This is a genomic window from Brevibacillus sp. FW306-2-1A-C05A, from assembly GCF_058781555.1.
This window is the reverse complement of record NZ_JBYSWV010000037.1, coordinates 13,185-27,896: the sequence shown is the minus strand read 5'-3', so window position 1 is coordinate 27,896 and position 14,712 is coordinate 13,185. Positions and strand designations below refer to the sequence as shown.

Annotated in this window: 17 protein-coding genes; 7 read left to right on the top strand and 10 right to left on the bottom strand. The window is 56.6% G+C overall.

The window, feature by feature from the left end; genetic code table 11:
• Positions 1-94 precede the first annotated feature (94 nt).
• Together AC3WJN_RS19275 and AC3WJN_RS19270 are read right to left on the bottom strand one after the other, a co-directional pair.
• Positions 95-475 carry an ArsR/SmtB family transcription factor gene (locus AC3WJN_RS19275; protein WP_005832308.1) on the bottom strand — a complete coding sequence of 127 codons (381 nt, stop codon included), beginning with the start codon at positions 473-475 and terminating at the stop codon, positions 95-97.
• Entirely contained in the window at positions 476-889 is a 414-nt protein-coding gene (locus AC3WJN_RS19270; protein WP_007783715.1) for an SRPBCC family protein, read from the bottom strand.
• Positions 890-1,347: 458 nt separating this feature from the next.
• On the opposite strand from AC3WJN_RS19270, the gene AC3WJN_RS19265 reads away from it, so the two are divergent.
• Positions 1,348-2,304, top strand: a complete 957-nt coding sequence (locus AC3WJN_RS19265) for a Gfo/Idh/MocA family protein (RefSeq protein ID WP_007783718.1) — start codon at positions 1,348-1,350, stop codon at positions 2,302-2,304.
• 114 nt (positions 2,305-2,418) lie between these two features.
• Here the strand turns inward: AC3WJN_RS19265 and AC3WJN_RS19260 are convergent, their stop codons facing one another.
• Together AC3WJN_RS19260 and AC3WJN_RS19255 are read right to left on the bottom strand one after the other, a co-directional pair.
• Positions 2,419-3,207 (bottom strand): DHHA1 domain-containing protein, encoded by a 789-nt coding sequence (locus AC3WJN_RS19260; protein WP_007783722.1) that lies wholly within the window; start codon positions 3,205-3,207, stop codon positions 2,419-2,421.
• Positions 3,156-3,659 (bottom strand): LysR family transcriptional regulator, encoded by a 504-nt coding sequence (locus AC3WJN_RS19255; RefSeq protein ID WP_007783725.1) that lies wholly within the window; start codon positions 3,657-3,659, stop codon positions 3,156-3,158. The genes AC3WJN_RS19260 and AC3WJN_RS19255 overlap by 52 nt, the downstream gene beginning before the upstream one ends.
• A 116-nt stretch (positions 3,660-3,775) precedes the next feature.
• Here AC3WJN_RS19255 and AC3WJN_RS19250 point away from each other — a divergent pair, with 116 nt between their 5' ends.
• Complete coding sequence (locus AC3WJN_RS19250; protein ID WP_007783728.1) at positions 3,776-4,963, top strand: MFS transporter; 1,188 nt, start codon at positions 3,776-3,778, stop codon at positions 4,961-4,963.
• 24 nt (positions 4,964-4,987) lie between these two features.
• On the opposite strand, the gene AC3WJN_RS19245 is transcribed toward AC3WJN_RS19250, so the two are convergent.
• Positions 4,988-5,878 carry a LysR family transcriptional regulator gene (locus AC3WJN_RS19245; protein ID WP_005832321.1) on the bottom strand — a complete coding sequence of 297 codons (891 nt, stop codon included), beginning with the start codon at positions 5,876-5,878 and terminating at the stop codon, positions 4,988-4,990.
• Between the two features lie 142 nt (positions 5,879-6,020).
• On the opposite strand from AC3WJN_RS19245, the gene AC3WJN_RS19240 reads away from it, so the two are divergent.
• From AC3WJN_RS19240 to AC3WJN_RS19230, 3 genes are read left to right on the top strand one after another with little or no spacing between them, the layout of a single operon-like run.
• Entirely contained in the window at positions 6,021-6,956 is a 936-nt protein-coding gene (locus AC3WJN_RS19240) for a dipeptidase (protein WP_007783733.1), read from the top strand.
• A 30-nt stretch (positions 6,957-6,986) separates the two neighbouring features.
• Positions 6,987-8,060, top strand: a complete 1,074-nt coding sequence (locus tag AC3WJN_RS19235) for a DmpA family aminopeptidase (protein ID WP_007783736.1) — start codon at positions 6,987-6,989, stop codon at positions 8,058-8,060.
• A 60-nt stretch (positions 8,061-8,120) separates the two neighbouring features.
• Positions 8,121-9,437 carry a serine hydrolase domain-containing protein gene (locus tag AC3WJN_RS19230; protein WP_007783740.1) on the top strand — a complete coding sequence of 439 codons (1,317 nt, stop codon included), beginning with the start codon at positions 8,121-8,123 and terminating at the stop codon, positions 9,435-9,437.
• Between the two features lie 139 nt (positions 9,438-9,576).
• On the opposite strand, the gene AC3WJN_RS19225 is transcribed toward AC3WJN_RS19230, so the two are convergent.
• Together AC3WJN_RS19225 and AC3WJN_RS19220 are read right to left on the bottom strand one after the other, a co-directional pair.
• Positions 9,577-10,023, bottom strand: a complete 447-nt coding sequence (locus AC3WJN_RS19225; RefSeq protein WP_005832329.1) for a hypothetical protein — start codon at positions 10,021-10,023, stop codon at positions 9,577-9,579.
• A gap of 133 nt (positions 10,024-10,156) precedes the next feature.
• Positions 10,157-10,582, bottom strand: a complete 426-nt coding sequence (locus AC3WJN_RS19220) for an EamA family transporter (protein ID WP_005832330.1) — start codon at positions 10,580-10,582, stop codon at positions 10,157-10,159.
• 104 nt (positions 10,583-10,686) lie between these two features.
• Here AC3WJN_RS19220 and AC3WJN_RS19215 point away from each other — a divergent pair, with 104 nt between their 5' ends.
• Positions 10,687-11,478, top strand: a complete 792-nt coding sequence (locus tag AC3WJN_RS19215) for an amidohydrolase family protein (protein ID WP_007783744.1) — start codon at positions 10,687-10,689, stop codon at positions 11,476-11,478.
• Positions 11,479-11,577: 99 nt separating this feature from the next.
• Here AC3WJN_RS19215 and AC3WJN_RS19210 read toward each other — a convergent pair whose 3' ends face one another.
• From AC3WJN_RS19210 to AC3WJN_RS19200, 3 genes are all read right to left on the bottom strand, one after another.
• A complete protein-coding gene (locus AC3WJN_RS19210; RefSeq protein ID WP_005828269.1) occupies positions 11,578-12,366 on the bottom strand; it encodes an SDR family oxidoreductase in 789 nt (262 codons plus the stop codon).
• A gap of 51 nt (positions 12,367-12,417) precedes the next feature.
• Positions 12,418-12,621: a hypothetical protein gene (locus AC3WJN_RS19205; protein ID WP_005828271.1), complete on the bottom strand. Its 204-nt coding sequence runs from the start codon at positions 12,619-12,621 to the stop codon at positions 12,418-12,420.
• Between the two features lie 126 nt (positions 12,622-12,747).
• Complete coding sequence (locus AC3WJN_RS19200) at positions 12,748-13,695, bottom strand: aminotransferase-like domain-containing protein (protein WP_005828273.1); 948 nt, start codon at positions 13,693-13,695, stop codon at positions 12,748-12,750.
• Between the two features lie 214 nt (positions 13,696-13,909).
• On the opposite strand from AC3WJN_RS19200, the gene AC3WJN_RS19195 reads away from it, so the two are divergent.
• Positions 13,910-14,614, top strand: a complete 705-nt coding sequence (locus AC3WJN_RS19195) for a pyridoxal phosphate-dependent aminotransferase (protein ID WP_007783751.1) — start codon at positions 13,910-13,912, stop codon at positions 14,612-14,614.
• Positions 14,615-14,712 lie beyond the last annotated feature (98 nt).

The following is a 14,712-nucleotide window of genomic DNA, read 5'->3' as shown; positions in this document are numbered from 1 at the left end:
GGCTTGCAAGCTCGAATCAGCAAAAAGGATAGGGAGGCGCGGCACGAATGCTACGCTCCCTATCCTTTTTTTCGCTTCCAGAAGGGCAGGTTTTCTACTGCTCGTCCTGCTTTCGTTCAACCAGCCGCGGCCCGGAAGGCTGAAGCTCCTCTGAATGCTCCGCTTCTACCAACCGCTTCAAGGCGTTCAGCTTGTTGTCCCAGAAGCGCTCGTAGTAGGACAGCCAGCTTTTCAGCTCTTCCAGCGGCTCGGGCTGCATCCGATACCTCGTCTCGCGACCTACGCGCTGTTCCTTGACCAGTCCGGCCTCGGACAATATGCGCAAATGCTTGGAAACGGCTGTGCGGCTGATCGGAAAGTGCCGGCTGATGGCCGTCACGGGCATCTCCTGATCGGTCAGCAATTGCAGCAGCTTGCGGCGCGTCGGATCGGCGATGGCTTGAAAAACGTCGTGCTTGGCAGTAGAGCTGCTCATTTACGCTTCCACATACTCTTTCAGTTTAGGCAGCACGGAAGAATCCCAGCCCTGGTTCATTCGGTCGCGCACGACTGCATGGCTTTCGCCGAACTCGGTCACAGTATCTGGCGACCAACCGGAATGGATCAGCGTAAATTCAGTCGTTTCGCCCAAATCTTTCAAGGCGAAAGTGATGACCCAGTCTTTTCCCCACTTGAACACCAGGCGGTTTGGCGGATCAATCTCCTGCACGACGCAAGGCGAATCGCCATAAGGGGAATGGATGGTAAAGGCATGTCCGGCTACAGGCTGAAAATCGTTGGGCATGAACCAAGCGGCAATCCCGTCTGCTGTAGCGACCGCGTCCCAAACTTTTTGCAAGGGAGCGTTGAAAACTTGTGTCTGAACGATATCAGGAATAGTGTTGGACATGAATACGCCTCCGTATCAGTAAAGTAGTTTCCTAGTTTGCGCATGGAAATGAAACCAATACGTTTCGCTTTTTGTAGTATAGGAAACCGAATGGTTGCATGTCTATGGATAATTAGGAAAAGAAAGATTTGACAGCCTGCAGCCGACCTACCGGAAGAGGCGGAGCAGCCGATTTTCAACGATGACAAGAGTCGCACTTTCATCCAGTCGTTTCAAATTACAGCAGAAATCAGCGTACAGGCGCAAAAGTTCCAGCATTGCGGCATTTCCTGGGCACAACAAGCCATGAACGCGATTCAAAGAAAACGAGACGGTTCCACTCGGGTATCGCTTCCGCGTAGCGATTTTCGCAAACATTTTTTCGCAATCTAGTTTTTTTACAAGGAATTTTCAGATTAATAGAGAAAAGGGGGAGGTGCAAAAAAGACGAGCATTCATCAGGAAGCGAGGAAAGACAGATGAACGAGAGCAAACGGAAGGTGGGCGTCATCGGCGCAGGCGTCATGGGCGAGCGGATGATGAACGCCCTTCGCACCCACGAAAAATTCAGCGTCGCGGCAGTGAGCGACGTGTCTGCCGAACGGGCGCAGGAGGCCGCGCAAAAATCCGGCAATGTGCCGTGGTACACCGATTACAAGGAGCTGTTGGCAAAAGAAGAGCTGGACGCCGTCTACCTGGCCGTCCCGCCGAAGTTCCATCATGCGATCGCTCTGGACGTATTGGCGCACAAAAAGCATTTGCTGTGCGAAAAGCCGCTCGCTAATTCGCTCGCAGAAGCCGAGGACATGCTGGCGGCAGCCAAAGACGCAGGCGTCGTGCACGCGATGAACTTTCCGCTCTACTATCAGGGCATTTTCCCCGCGCTGCGCAGCAGGCTGGAGGAGATCGGCGAGATTCGCCGGATTGATATTTTGACCCATTTCCATACGTGGCCGCGCCCGTGGCAGCAGACGCCGTGGCTGTCCGGCCGGGAGCAGGGCGGCTTCATCCGCGAGGTTTTGCCGCATTTTACCCATTTGACCTACGCCTTGTTCGGAGATTTGCAGGTCATCCGCTCGGACGTAGACTATCCGCAAGACCCGGAAGCGTGTGAAACGGGCGTCTCGGCCTTCCTGCGCCTTGCTTGCGGCACTCCGGTCACGATCAACGGACTGGCGGGCATCGCGCACCAGGAGCATCTGGACTACCGTATTTACGGCACCAAAGGCACCTTGAGCGTAGTCAACTGGAGCAAGCTGTTTGTCGGGGGAGAGGGAGAAGCGCCTGTGGCCGCAGACGTGCCAGAACTGGACCGCCTCTCGCTGTTGCTCGACGAGCTGGCGCTTGCCATCGACGGGCAGGAAGCCAGACTGGTGACGTTTGAGACAGGGGTAAAAGTCCAGAAAGTGTTGGAAGGTTTGCTCGGTCACGCGTAACCACGCGTAACGGATACACATGAGAATCCCCTCGCGAAAAAAGCAGCGCCCATCGGCTCATCTCATCATCGGATGAGCCGATGGGGACGCCTGCTTGCGGCCGGAGGGGATTTTTCAATGCACACGCAGGGCAGGGTACACAAAAGTTTTTAGGGTCACGCCTGTAAACGAGCAGCCCGCCGCCTTGGGATGCCCGCCACCTCCGTAGTGGGCCGCGATCACCGACAGGTCCACGTCGTCGCGAATCGTGCGAAAGCTGATTCTGCCTTTTCCGGGATCGAGCATCGCGACAAAATCGAGCGTCTCATCGCTTTTGCACAAAAAGTTTCCCGTCGTCGATTGGTACTGCTCCAAAAAGACGACGCCGACGTTGTACGTTCTCGGCTCGTCCAGATCAATTTCGACGTTCAGGCGCTTCATCTGCTTTGCCTTTTTCTGCTCAAACTCCGCGATTCTTCTCTCCTCTGTGTAGATCAGGAGAGCTTCCCAGTCCTCGAACGCGAACTGCTCCACGTCCTCGCTGCGCAGCCGCCCGATCACCTGGTCGGCAAAAGTGCCGCGCTCCGCCAAATAAAACAAGAGGTTCAACTGGTTCGCCTGCACATTTCCGGTCGCTTCCCAGTCCCACGTATCAAACGCCCGCACCAGCTCCACGTAGTCGGTAAGCACGTCTGTGGGCGCCAAAAGCCCTTTGCTTCGCAAGTAATCGTAATAAAGGCTGGTCGCCGCAGTCTTCTGTCCCGCTGCTTCGACGATGACGTTCGCCCAGTCGTACTTCGCGGACAGGGGTAGCGACGTCGGGTGATGGTCGATTAGGACAAACGAATGCCCTTGCTCGACTTTTTTCTGAATCAAGGACGCCACTTCTTCGTTGACGCCCACATCTGTAATGACGACGGACATCTCCGGCGAAAACTCTTCGGCAAGAAACGTCTGGACTTCCTGGTTGACGGTATAGGGTTCATGATGTCAATGGAAGGAAACACTTGCACCTTTGTTTGCGGAAACTGCTTGTGGAAGTCGATCAAAAGCGAAGTGAGGCGGTAGTCGAGGTCGGACGGCAGCACCGCTACGCGCAAATGCCCCGCGTGCATATGGGTCAGGTCGGCAATCGCTGTCCGGGCACTTTCCAGATGCTGAACGATTTGCAAGGCGTGGTGCTCCAGGATCGCGCCAGCCTCGGTCTTCACCGTTTTTTTCCCGATCCGGTCGAACAGCGGCACGCCGACTTCATCCTCCAGCACGCGGATTTGCTGGCTCAACGTCGGTTGGCTAATGCCCAGCTTATAGGCGGCCTCGGAAAAATGCAGCTCGTTGCACAGCATGAGAAAATATTGCAACTGACGAAATTCCATGGCGCCTCCCTTCTTTACCATAGTCTGTAACTATTATTTGTATAGAAAAAATAGAATTGATCTATTGTACGCACGGCTTTACACTTCATTCAAGGATAGAGGAAGGAAGTGTTTGCGTGCGGTTATTTTATTTGATTGCCGTTATTTTTTTGCTCTCATTGAACTTGCGGCCGTCCATTACGTCTGTCGGGCCGCTGCTCGATATCATCCAAACCGATTTGGGGATGAGCGGAGTAACGGCAAGCCTGATTACGACGCTCCCGGTATTTTGCATGGGGCTGTTTGCGCTTTTCTCCATCACGCTCAGCCAGCGCTTTGGCCTGGAGCGCTCGCTGCTTGTGGCGATCGTGATGATTTTTGCGGCGACAGCGTACCGGGTGCTCGTCTTGGACAGCGTGAGCCTGCTTGTGACCGCCCTGATTTCCGGGATTGGCATTGGCATCGCCGGGCCGCTTTTGTCCGGCTTTATCAAAAAGTACTTTCCTGGCAAGCCGGGTGCCGCCAGCATTTATTCCGTGTCGCTCGTCATCGGGGCTGCGATTGCGTCCAGCTTGTCGATCCCGCTGTTTACGGCGCTGGGCCAATCGTGGCAGTACTCGCTGTGCGTCTGGGCGCTCTTGGCCGTGCTCGCCGCAGCCGCGCTGCTCCCGTTGGCAAAACAAAAAGCGGGTAAGTCCGCCGCCCCCGTGCCCAAGCTTCGCATCAAAAGCGGGCGGATGATCGCAAGCATGCTGTTTTTCGGGTGCATGTCCTCGATGTTTTACATGATAACCGCCTGGCTGGCTCCGCTCGTGCAAGCGGCAGGGATGAGCCATGCGCAGTCGGGATTGGTGCTGACGCTGTTTACGATCATTCAAATCCCGGTCAGCTTTCTCATCCCGGTGATTGTCAGCCGCACTGGCAACCGCAATCGCTGGCTGTTCACCTGTGCCCTGGCTGAGCTGGTCGGCATCGCCCTGTTGCTCGTTCACGCTTCGCCGTGGCTTGCGACCGTGTTTCTCGGGATCGGGGCAGGCGGCTTGTTCCCTTTGGCGCTGTTGATCCCGATTGAAGAGGCGGACAGCGCGCAGGAAGCTACGTCGTGGTCGGCCGTCATGCAGTTTGGCGGGTACATGCTCGGCTCGCTCGGGCCTGTGCTGATCGGGCTGGCTGTCGATCTGTTCGGCGACTTTACGTTTGCCCTGGTCGCGATGCTCGTTATCATCGGCTGTCTGCTGCTTGCAATCAGCAAGCTGGGTCCGCGCCAAAAGGAAAAGCACCAGGCAGCGCCACACGCCGCCGGAAGAGAAGAGGCCGTCCGCTAGAGGCGGTCTTTTTCTTGCGGCCGCTCACTGCAACGCCTTGTTTTGCATCAAAAAGTCGATAAACGTGCGCATAATCCCGTTCACGGGTGTATCCTTCAAGTAAATCAGCTCGAAGTTGCGGTTGATTTGCGGCAGGTTGAGGACGTCTACCTCTTTCAGCTCGCCGTCGCTCAAATCTTTGCTGATCGCAAAGCGGGGCAAAAAGGCGATGCCGAGCTTCTGCTTGACCATCCGTTTGACGACCTCGATGTTGTCCGCCTCCATGACGACGTTGTTTTGCAGTTGAAAATGACTGAACGCGTTGTTAATCAGCTTCCAGTCCAGCGAGCCGCGGTTGAACAAGATGAGCCGTTCGCGGGCGACTTCCTCGATCGACACCTGATGGCGATAGGCAAACGGATGCTCGGGATAAATCGCCAGCACCATATCGTCGGACATGAGCTGAATCCGGTTGATCTGCGGATGGTTGACCGCCCTCGCGATACCGAACGACACCTCGTGGTTGAGCACCATATCGAGCACCTGATGCGAATGTCCGGTGAGGATCGTCAGCTTGATTTTCGGATAAAGCTGCTGAAACTGCTCCACGAGATCCGGCAAGATGTAAAAGGCCGAAACGAATACGGTCGAAATGGTCAGCTCGCCTTCCACGTCGCCCTGTGAGCGCTGGATCGCCTGCTGGCCCTCCTGTAGCATGTTCATGATGTTTTTCGCGTAGGGCAAAAACAGGTCGCCCTCCTTGGTCAGCGAAATCGTATGGCCTGTGCGCTGAAACAGCTTGCAGCCCATCGAGGTTTCCAGCGCCTTGATCCGCATGCTGACGGTTGGCTGGGAGAGGTACAAGAGATCGGCTGTCTTGCTAAAGCTCCCTGTCAAAGCTACAAAAATAAACGCTTCCAGTTGTTCCATATTCATAGGGGTGGGCTCCATTATGCAAATTTTTGAAGATGCCTATTGCAAAAATTAATTGGAATCGCTTTTAAAAATACATTACCGTAAAGTGAGGGAATTAGGTAGAGTTCGTCAAGAGAAAAAAGAGCGAGGACTGATGAAGCAAATGGCGGGAATGCCGATTATTGATTTGCATTGCGATGCGCTTTTGAAAATATGGGAGCAAAAGGGGAATCTCTCCTTTGCCGATTCGGAAAAGCTGGACGTGAACCGGAATCGGCTGCACGAGGGCGGGGTGAAGGTGCAATGCTACGCGATTTACACGCCGGTCGACCTGCCTTCGGAAAGCCGGTTTCAATGCGCGCTGGATCAGATTCACTACTTTTATACAGAGGTGCTCGGCAAGCATCCGGAGATGAAGCAGATTCGCGACTGGAGCGACCTGGACAGGCTGCAGGACGGCGAGATCGGGGCGCTTTTGACGCTCGAAGGGGTAGAGCCGATCGGCAACGACCTGAAAAAGCTGCACATTCTCTATCAGCTCGGCGTGCGCTCTGTCGGCCTGACCTGGAATTTGGCGAATCTGGCGGCAGACGGGGCGCTGGAAGAAAGAAACGGCGGGCTGACCGCGTTTGGCAAAGAGATTATTCAGTTCCATAATGAACGAAAAATTTTGACAGATGTCTCCCACCTGTGCGAGCGCAGCTTCTGGGAGACGCTGGAGCTGGCGAAGTACCCGATCGCGAGCCATTCCAACGCCCGCGCTGTTTGCGACAATCCCCGCAACCTGACGGACGAGCAGGCGAAGGCGATGTTCGCCAAAGGGGCCAATGTCCACGTCGTGTACTGCACGATGTTTATTAACGACTCGGCGCCGACGACGATTGACGACCTGATCCGGCATATCGATCACTTCTGCTCGCTCGGCGGCGTACGCCATATCGGGCTTGGCTCGGATTTTGACGGGATCACGAAAAAAGTCGTGGGGCTTGAGCATGCAGGGATGAGCCAAAACCTGATAAACGAGCTGCTCAAGCGCTACACGGAAGACGAGGTGCGCGGATTTGCCTACGAAAACTTTTTGCGAAATCGCCCGGTGTAGGCGAGCCGAACGGGAAAGGAGGAAGCTGTCATGAAGCGTGCCGGAAAAGGGAAAATCCGCGAGCTGGGAGTAGTGGTCGGCAAGCTGCCCACAGGAGCGAAAAACGATCTGACCGATGTGCCTGGGGTGCGCGTCGGCCATGTGACGATTCAGCATGAGCTGGAAGGCGGGGAGTGTGCGTGTACGGGCGTGACCGCTATTTTGCCGCACGGAGGCAGCCTGTTTCGCGAAAAGGTGACGGCAGCCAGCTACGTCATCAACGGCTTCGGCAAGACGACAGGACTCGTCCAGGTAAACGAGCTGGGCGTGCTGGAGTCGCCGATCATGCTGACGAATACGTTTTCCGTCCCGGCGGTGACACAGGGCGCGCTGCAATACATGCTGGCGACGAATGAAGAGATTGGCGATACGACAGGGACGGTCAACATCGTGGTCGGGGAGTGTAACGACGGCCACCTCAATTCGATCCGCCGCTGCGTCGTGCGGCCGGAAGACGCGGTGGCGGCGATTGAAAACGCAACGGAGCACGGCGTAGAAGAAGGCGCGGTCGGAGCGGGGACAGGGATGGTCGCATTCGGCTACAAGGGCGGAATCGGCTCGTCCTCGCGCGTCGTGTCCGCCTCCGGGCATACGTACACGCTCGGCGCATTGGTTTTGTCCAACTTTGGCAGCAAGGACGACTTTTTGGGCGACAGGTTGTTTGCCTGTGCCACTCGCGAGCCGGCGGCCGCAGAGGCAGTCGAGAAGGAAGAGGACGGCTCGATTATGATCGTGCTTGCGACAGACGCGCCGCTTTCCGACCGCCAGCTTCTGCGTGTCGCCAAGCGCGCAGGAATCGGCCTCGGCCGCACCGGGAGCCACTTCGGGCACGGCAGCGGCGACATCGCGATCGCCTTTTCCACCGCGCACAAGATCCCTCACCGGACGGAGTCGGTTACGGAGACGCGCGTGCAGCTTCGCGAGGACCATCCGGTGATGAACGAGCTGTTTGCCGCAGCCGCAGAGGCGACCGAGGAAGCGATCTACAACTCTCTCTCCCAGGCGGTGACGACGACAGGCCGAAAAGGGCGGACGGTTCACGCCATGCCGCTTCCGCTGCGATAAGCGGGCAGCAAGTCTGGTTTTTCATCCATTCGCTAGGCGAAAAAAAGGACGGAGGCGACTATGGATCGGCTGCAAATGACAGAGCTGGAGACGTACATTCAACGCTTCATGGAGGAACAGGGCGTGCCAGGGCTTGCGGTCGCCCTGTCCCACCGCGGGGAAACGATTTACGCAAAAGGGTTCGGCGTGCGCAACCTGGTGACGAAAGAGCCAGCCACGCCATCTACGGTGTTTGGCATCGCTTCCGTCACAAAATCGTTTACGGCAGCGGCGATCATGCAACTGGCGCACGAAGGAAAGCTGTCGCTGGACGATCCGGTCGGCAAATACATCCCGGCGTTTCGGCTGAGAGGCTGCGATGCCAGCAAGGTGCAAATTCGCCATCTCCTGTCGCATACGTCGGGCGTGCCGCCGCTTTTGCGCAGGGAAGAGCTGGTCCGGTTTTCCGAGCATCTGGACTACCTGGCTGAAGTCGAGTTCGCGGCCCTCGGGGAGCCGGGGCAGTATTTCAGCTATGCCAACGACATGTTCCTGCTGCTTGGCGCGATCATCGAGCAGGTCAGCGGACGGCTGTACCGCCGCTATATGACGGAGCGGCTGCTTGCGCCGCTGCGGATGCATCGCTCTACGTTCAGCCTGGAGGAGCTTGCCCGCCTGGACAATGTCTCCACCCCGTATGCGAAGCGGGGGGAACAGCAGCAAGTCACCGCGGTCCCTTGGCCGACGCTTGGCAACTACGAGGTGGGCGGAGGGATTCGTTCAAGCGTGGACGATTTGCTTGTGTACGGTAGCCTGTATGTGGCAAAAGGCCGCTACCAGGGACAGGAGATCGTGCCTGCCGCCTGGCTGGAAACGATGTGGCAGCCCGTCCATCGGCTGACGAAGGACGCCTGGTACGGCTACGCGCTCAAGACGACGAGGGACTACGCGGGAGTCACGCTGGTCGAGCACGGGGGCGGGCAGCCGGGCGTATCGTCCAACTTCGGCTTTGTCCCGGAAAAAGAACTCGTCTGCGTCGTCCTGTCCAATCTCGAAAACGTGCCGATCCGCAACGTCTGGCTGGCAGCGGTCAACGCCGCGCTGGGACTGCCGCTTGCGTACAAGGAGAGCGCAGCCCCGACGTATCAGCTCGACCGCGAGGAGCTGGAAAAGCTCGTCGGGACATATACTTCCGCAGAAGGAGGCAACGTGCGCCTGTTCATCCGCGACGGAGCGCCTGTAGCGGAAGTCGCCGGCAGCGAATTTTCGCTCCGCGCTGCCGCAAGCGACACGCTGATCTTTGTGGACAGCGACATGCCGCTGCGCTTTTTCTTCAAGGCGGACAGCCGCGCCTGGGCGGTTTTGCTCGGGATGAGGATGCTTTGCCGGAGCGAATAGGCTCGGTAGCGGCAGAGCCGCACGCTTTTGCTCACGTTTTGCCCAGGTCCCGCATGCCAGGCATGCTTTTTTCACGAAATCGCGAAATCACGTATAAAGAAAGAGCACTCTCCCGTGCGGAAAAGTGCTCTTTTTGCATTCAAGAGGCAGCCAGTTCGAAGCGGACGACCGTTTCCTTGCTGTCGGCGAGCTTTGCCTGCTCCACGATCCGCCAGTTTTTCGAGACCGTCTGGCGCATCCATTGCAGCGCCTCGTCTGACAGCCGAACCTGGTCCAGCGCCGTCTCCTCTACCTGGTAGTCCTGCTCGGCGAGAAGGCGGTAGCGTTTGTTCAATAAAAATTTGATCCCGTTCATCGTCGTGAACTTGATTTGGTAGCCGTCGCGAATCGCCTGCTCAAGCGCGGCGGAATCGCTCTGGTACAGCTCAAAGAGGGGAGTGTAATCGTACTTCCCGCCTTCCACATCGGCAAAAGGCCCGCGGTCGCCCGTTCTCAGCTTATGGATGATTTCTTCATCGACGAGCCCGTGGGCGCGTGCCGCCTCAAGCAGCATCGTTTCCCATTGGGACAGCTTAACCGTAGACATGAACAGCCCTCCTTGGTCTTTTTCGGGTGGTTTCACGCAAAAAGTCGTGATGGCACGTTACCGTCTAGTATAATCATTGCGGCTGTAAATCTCAACCACAATTCCGACTTTTTTTGTATGAAATAAACCCCGACTATTTGACCCCCGTAGGAAACGAAGACAGCTCGTGCTGATCGCGCGGCTCCTTGGAGGTCGTGGTCAAGGTGACTCCCGCGATAATCAGGACCGCTCCGAACAACTGGACGGCGGTGATGGGCTTCGCCAGCAAAAAGAAGCCGAACAGCATGGCGATAAACGGCTCCAGGTTGGAAAACATCGCCGCCTTGGCCGCCCCGACCTTTTGCAGTTGGCTGTTCCAGATCAGCGTGACGATGCCGTGCATGACCACAGCCGTGACGAACAGCAGCAGCCACGAAGCAAGACGAGGGCTGTACGCGACTTGCGGCAGGCTGGCAACGAGGAACGGCAGGAGCGCCCCGAAGCCGATCAGGTTGGAGAAAAGCGTCGTGACGAGCGGGGGCAGCCGGCAAAGGAGTAAAGATTGTGCAAATAGATGCAAAGCAATTGCAACAAACTTGACAGAATATTTCTTATACTGACAAAGGACACGCAGATAGACAGTGGAGAGAAAGAGTATGGATGCGAAGGCGAGGGAGAAGCAGTATGAAAAAGAAAATAACAGCCAAATACGTGATCGGCTTTGACGGGGAAGACCACGTCATCATCAGGGACGGGGAGGTTGTCTACGAAAACGACACGATTTTGTTTGTGGGCCATGATTATGCCGGGGAAGTCGACGAAGTGATCGACGCCGGAAACGCTGTCATAAGCCCTGGCTTTATCGACTTGAACGCGCTGGGCGATATCGACCACGACATCGTGCATCTGGAAGTATCGGCGGAAAAAAACAAAAACTTGCTCTGGTCGGAAGCGTACTACCGCAAAGGCTACCGCGAAGTCATGACGCCGGAAGAAGAGTCGTTCAAGTCGCTCTACGCCTACAGCCAACTGATCCTGAACGGGGTGACGACCGCGATGCCGATCACCTCTGTGTTTTACAAGCGCTGGGCGGAGACGTACGAGGAGTTGGCAGCAGCGGCCGAGCATGCAAGACGTCTTGGACTGCGCATGTACATGGGGCCGAGCTACCAGTCCGGCATGCGCGTGGTCAAGGCAAACGGCGAGATCGAAGTCGTGTGGAACGAAGCGGAAGGGCGGGCAGGGCTTGAGCGGGCCGTCCAGTTTGTCAAAGATTTTGACGGCGCGCACAACGGGCTGATTCGCGGGATGCTCGCGCCTGAGCGGATCGAGACGCAGACGGTCGAGAATTTGGTCGTCACGAAGCGCTACAGCGACGAACTGGGCTGTCCCGTTCGCCTGCACGCGGCACAGGGCAGCTACGAGTACATGGAAATCCACCGCCGTCACGGCAAGTCGCCGATCAAGTCGCAATAGCCTCGCTGCCAAATGAAAAAGCACAATCTGCCAGACTTGAGCGGATTGTGCTTTTTCTATAGGTTTCTGTACTCGGCCAGGCTGGCAACCTTTGGCGGTTCAACGCAGAAAGCCTCCCTCCGAATGGATGACTTGCCCCGTGATCCAGCCCGCTTCCTCGCTCGCCAAAAACGCAACCAAACGGGCGGCATCCTCCGGTTGGCCGATTCTGCCCAGCGGACTGCGCGCAAGAATGTGTTGCGCAAGCTCCGCCGACATCCAGCCGGTGTCAGTCGGCCCCGGATTGACGGCATTGACGGTAATCCCAAGCGGGGCCACTTCCGCAGCAAACGTCACCGTGAACGCATCCAAGGCTCCTTTTGTGGCGGTGTAAGCAATTTCGCCCGGCATCGGGCCTTTGGACTGTCCCGAGGTCATATGAATAATCCGGCCGTGAGCGCCTCGCGAGAATCGGCGGGCAAATTCCACACTGAGCATGATCGGCGCCCGGACATTGAGCGCGTAATGGGCATCCAGGCTGGCCGCATCGAGCGCCTGGTAACCATCTGTAGTCGAATGACAGGCGTTGTTGACGAGAATACAGGGCGCACCGAGCTGTGCGTTCGCTTCGTCGAGGACACGCAGCCAGGAATCCGGCTGGGACAGGTCAATCTCCATGCTCGCACATCTCACGCCGGAGCGTAAAAGCTCCTCGCGCAACTGGTGCGGCTCATGGTCTTCCACACCCCAGTCCATCGTTTTGTCGTACGCCGTCCAGTAGGTGAAAAACAGATCGACCCCCTGGGAAGCCAATTTTCGGCAAATGGCAGCGCCGATGCCGCGCAATCGACTTGCCCCCGTTACGATGGCGATTTTTTTTGGCAACGCTTTTTCAGCGCGAATGTTCATGGGCGTAAAACCTCCTTGTGACAATGCTGGAACGTGCATCGGCAGGCAACTTCAAAGCAAAAACGCGGAAGCAGCCTGATTCGTGTAAAAATAACCGATGATAAGATACGCGAACAACAGGAAAAAGCAGATGCCGGAAATGGTGAGATTGATGCGAATCCGTTTCGGGTGGTATCCAAACAAGCCAAGGAGCAGACAAACAAAACCGACAATTCCTAACAACAGTGGAATCGCGATGACCAAAAACTCACTCATGACAATTCACTCCGCTCTGTTTCATCATATACGCTTCCCGCGCAGATCAGGACTAATCGAAGTGATCCGGGCATAGTAGCTGTTTTTGCAAAAGAGGGGGCGCTCCTTTTGCCTTTTGCCGCCTGCTCACCCGTAAACCGCTTGGGCAAAGCGTCTGACCCCCTCCTGGATTTCCGCCTCGGACAATCCGCCGAAGCCGAACAGGATCGTGGGCGGCCACGAGCGCGCGGGCACAAGCGAGTAGGCGAAGGTAGGATATACTTTCACGCCGTTGCCGAGCGCCTGCTCCACGATTTCCGCTTCGCTTCTCTCCGCGGAAAGCTGCAGCAGCATGTGCAGGCCGGCCCCTGTCCCGATGATGTTGCCCGCAGGAAAATGCTCCTCGAGCGAATGAAGCAGCACATCGTGCTTGCGCTTGTAGAGCGCGCGCATGTTTCGCACGTGCCGATGAAAGTCTCCGGATTGCATGAACAACTCCAATGTGTGCTGGAAAATCGGCGAGGCGTACTGGTCGTAGCTGTTGCGCTTTGTCCGGAAGCGGGCGAGCAGCGAGCGGGGCAAGAGTAAATAGCTGAGCCGAAAAGAGGGACACAGCACTCGGGAAAGCGTGCCCACATAGATGACGCGTTCGCTGTCGTCCTGGCTTTGCAGCGAGGGAATCGGCCTTGCCCCGTAGCGAAATTCTCCGTCGTAGTCGTTTTCGATCAGGTAGCCGCCCGTCTTTTTGGCCCAATCCAACAGCCATGCTCGTTTGCGGTCAGAGACCGTCGTCCCGTACGGAAACTGGTGGGAAGGCGTCAAATAGATCGCCTGGGCACGACTGGCCGCAACATCTTCGAGACAAATACCGTCTTCTTCCAGGCACAGCGGCCGACAGGAAAACGGGTATTGGCCCAGTAGCGCTTTCACCCCATCGTTGACGGCTTCCTCCAAGGCGAGGGTCTTCACGTCTTCTTTTAGCAATTGAAACAGCAGGTCGAGCGAGTGATACGTACCCGCGCCGACGACGATCTGATCGGGTGAGCAGCGGACGCCGCGGATTTGATGCAAATAGCTGGCGATCCGGGAGCGCAAGCCGGGTCCATCTCCATTCCTTTCGTACCTGGCACTTGAAAAAGCGGGAAACTGGATCTTTCTTCTTTGTAAAATTAAGGATATGGTAGGTACATCATACCATCTTTGCAGAGAGAACCGGAAGCAGGGATGAGAAAGTATGTACGAGGAGGAGACAGGAAAATGACCATCGTTTTGCCGCATATCGAGCAGATGCCGGGCTACGCAGAAGGGGGTGCAGCCGCTTCCCGAAGCGGGAGCGATTCGCCTGAATCTGAACGAAAGCCCGCATCCCCCTTCGCCACAGGTGCTAAAAGCTTTGCGCGAGATCACAGAAGAGCAACTGCGCCGCTACCCGGATTCCAGGTGCGAGGAATTGCGTGCCGAGCTGGCCGCCCAGTATGGCGTCAAGGTAGAGCAAACGTTTTGCTCCGACGGTTCCAGCGAGCTGATTTCGCTGCTGATGAAGGTGTTCGTCGGTCCCGAAGGAAAAGTCGCGATCCCCGACCCTTCCTTTCCGCTCTATCATTCGGTGGCGGCTGGCTACCAGGCCACATGCATCAAAGTTGCGACCAGGGACGATTTTTCCTTTGATGGGGAGGCGCTGCGTAAAAGCGGGGCGCAAGCCGTAGTGCTAGTCAACCCGAACGCGCCGACGGGACTGCTGCTTTCGCAAGCCGAGGTGATCCACTTGGTGGAAGGCATGGACGGGTTGGTTGTCGTCGACGAAGCCTACATGGATTTTGCCGACTCGGATGAGAGTGTCATCTCGCTTATAGACCGCTATCCGAATTTGCTCGTTTTGCGCACGTTTTCCAAATCGTACGGGCTGTGCGGCGTTCGGGTAAGGTATAGCTTTGGCCATGAACGGCTGATTGCGGCTTTGGAAAAAGGCAAGGACGTGTACAATGTCGACGCCATCGCGCGCTTTGCCAGTTGACAGGGCAAGCAATCGGGTAGCCGCTTCCTGGTAAACAGAAAGTTACGCTGGCAATCGTTCGAAATAGTTGCTATTTTAAATATATAAGCTCAGTTTCA

Excerpts from the sequence above, each read along its gene's own strand:
- AC3WJN_RS19235 (WP_007783736.1), top strand. The coding sequence starts at position 6,987 with ATGAAGCGTGCCGGAAAAGGGAAAATCCGCGAGCTGGGAGTAGTGGTC.
- AC3WJN_RS19215 (WP_007783744.1), top strand. The coding sequence starts at position 10,687 with ATGAAAAAGAAAATAACAGCCAAATACGTGATCGGCTTTGACGGGGAA.
- AC3WJN_RS19225 (WP_005832329.1), bottom strand. The coding sequence starts at position 10,023 with ATGTCTACGGTTAAGCTGTCCCAATGGGAAACGATGCTGCTTGAGGCG.
- AC3WJN_RS19230 (WP_007783740.1), top strand. The coding sequence starts at position 8,121 with ATGGATCGGCTGCAAATGACAGAGCTGGAGACGTACATTCAACGCTTC.
- AC3WJN_RS19240 (WP_007783733.1), top strand. The coding sequence starts at position 6,021 with ATGGCGGGAATGCCGATTATTGATTTGCATTGCGATGCGCTTTTGAAA.
- AC3WJN_RS19275 (WP_005832308.1), bottom strand. The coding sequence starts at position 475 with ATGAGCAGCTCTACTGCCAAGCACGACGTTTTTCAAGCCATCGCCGAT.
- AC3WJN_RS19245 (WP_005832321.1), bottom strand. The coding sequence starts at position 5,878 with ATGAATATGGAACAACTGGAAGCGTTTATTTTTGTAGCTTTGACAGGG.
- AC3WJN_RS19260 (WP_007783722.1), bottom strand. The coding sequence starts at position 3,207 with ATGTCCGTCGTCATTACAGATGTGGGCGTCAACGAAGAAGTGGCGTCC.
- AC3WJN_RS19205 (WP_005828271.1), bottom strand. The coding sequence starts at position 12,621 with ATGAGTGAGTTTTTGGTCATCGCGATTCCACTGTTGTTAGGAATTGTC.
- AC3WJN_RS19255 (WP_007783725.1), bottom strand. The coding sequence starts at position 3,659 with ATGGAATTTCGTCAGTTGCAATATTTTCTCATGCTGTGCAACGAGCTG.
- AC3WJN_RS19265 (WP_007783718.1), top strand. The coding sequence starts at position 1,348 with ATGAACGAGAGCAAACGGAAGGTGGGCGTCATCGGCGCAGGCGTCATG.
- AC3WJN_RS19210 (WP_005828269.1), bottom strand. The coding sequence starts at position 12,366 with ATGAACATTCGCGCTGAAAAAGCGTTGCCAAAAAAAATCGCCATCGTA.
- AC3WJN_RS19270 (WP_007783715.1), bottom strand. The coding sequence starts at position 889 with ATGTCCAACACTATTCCTGATATCGTTCAGACACAAGTTTTCAACGCT.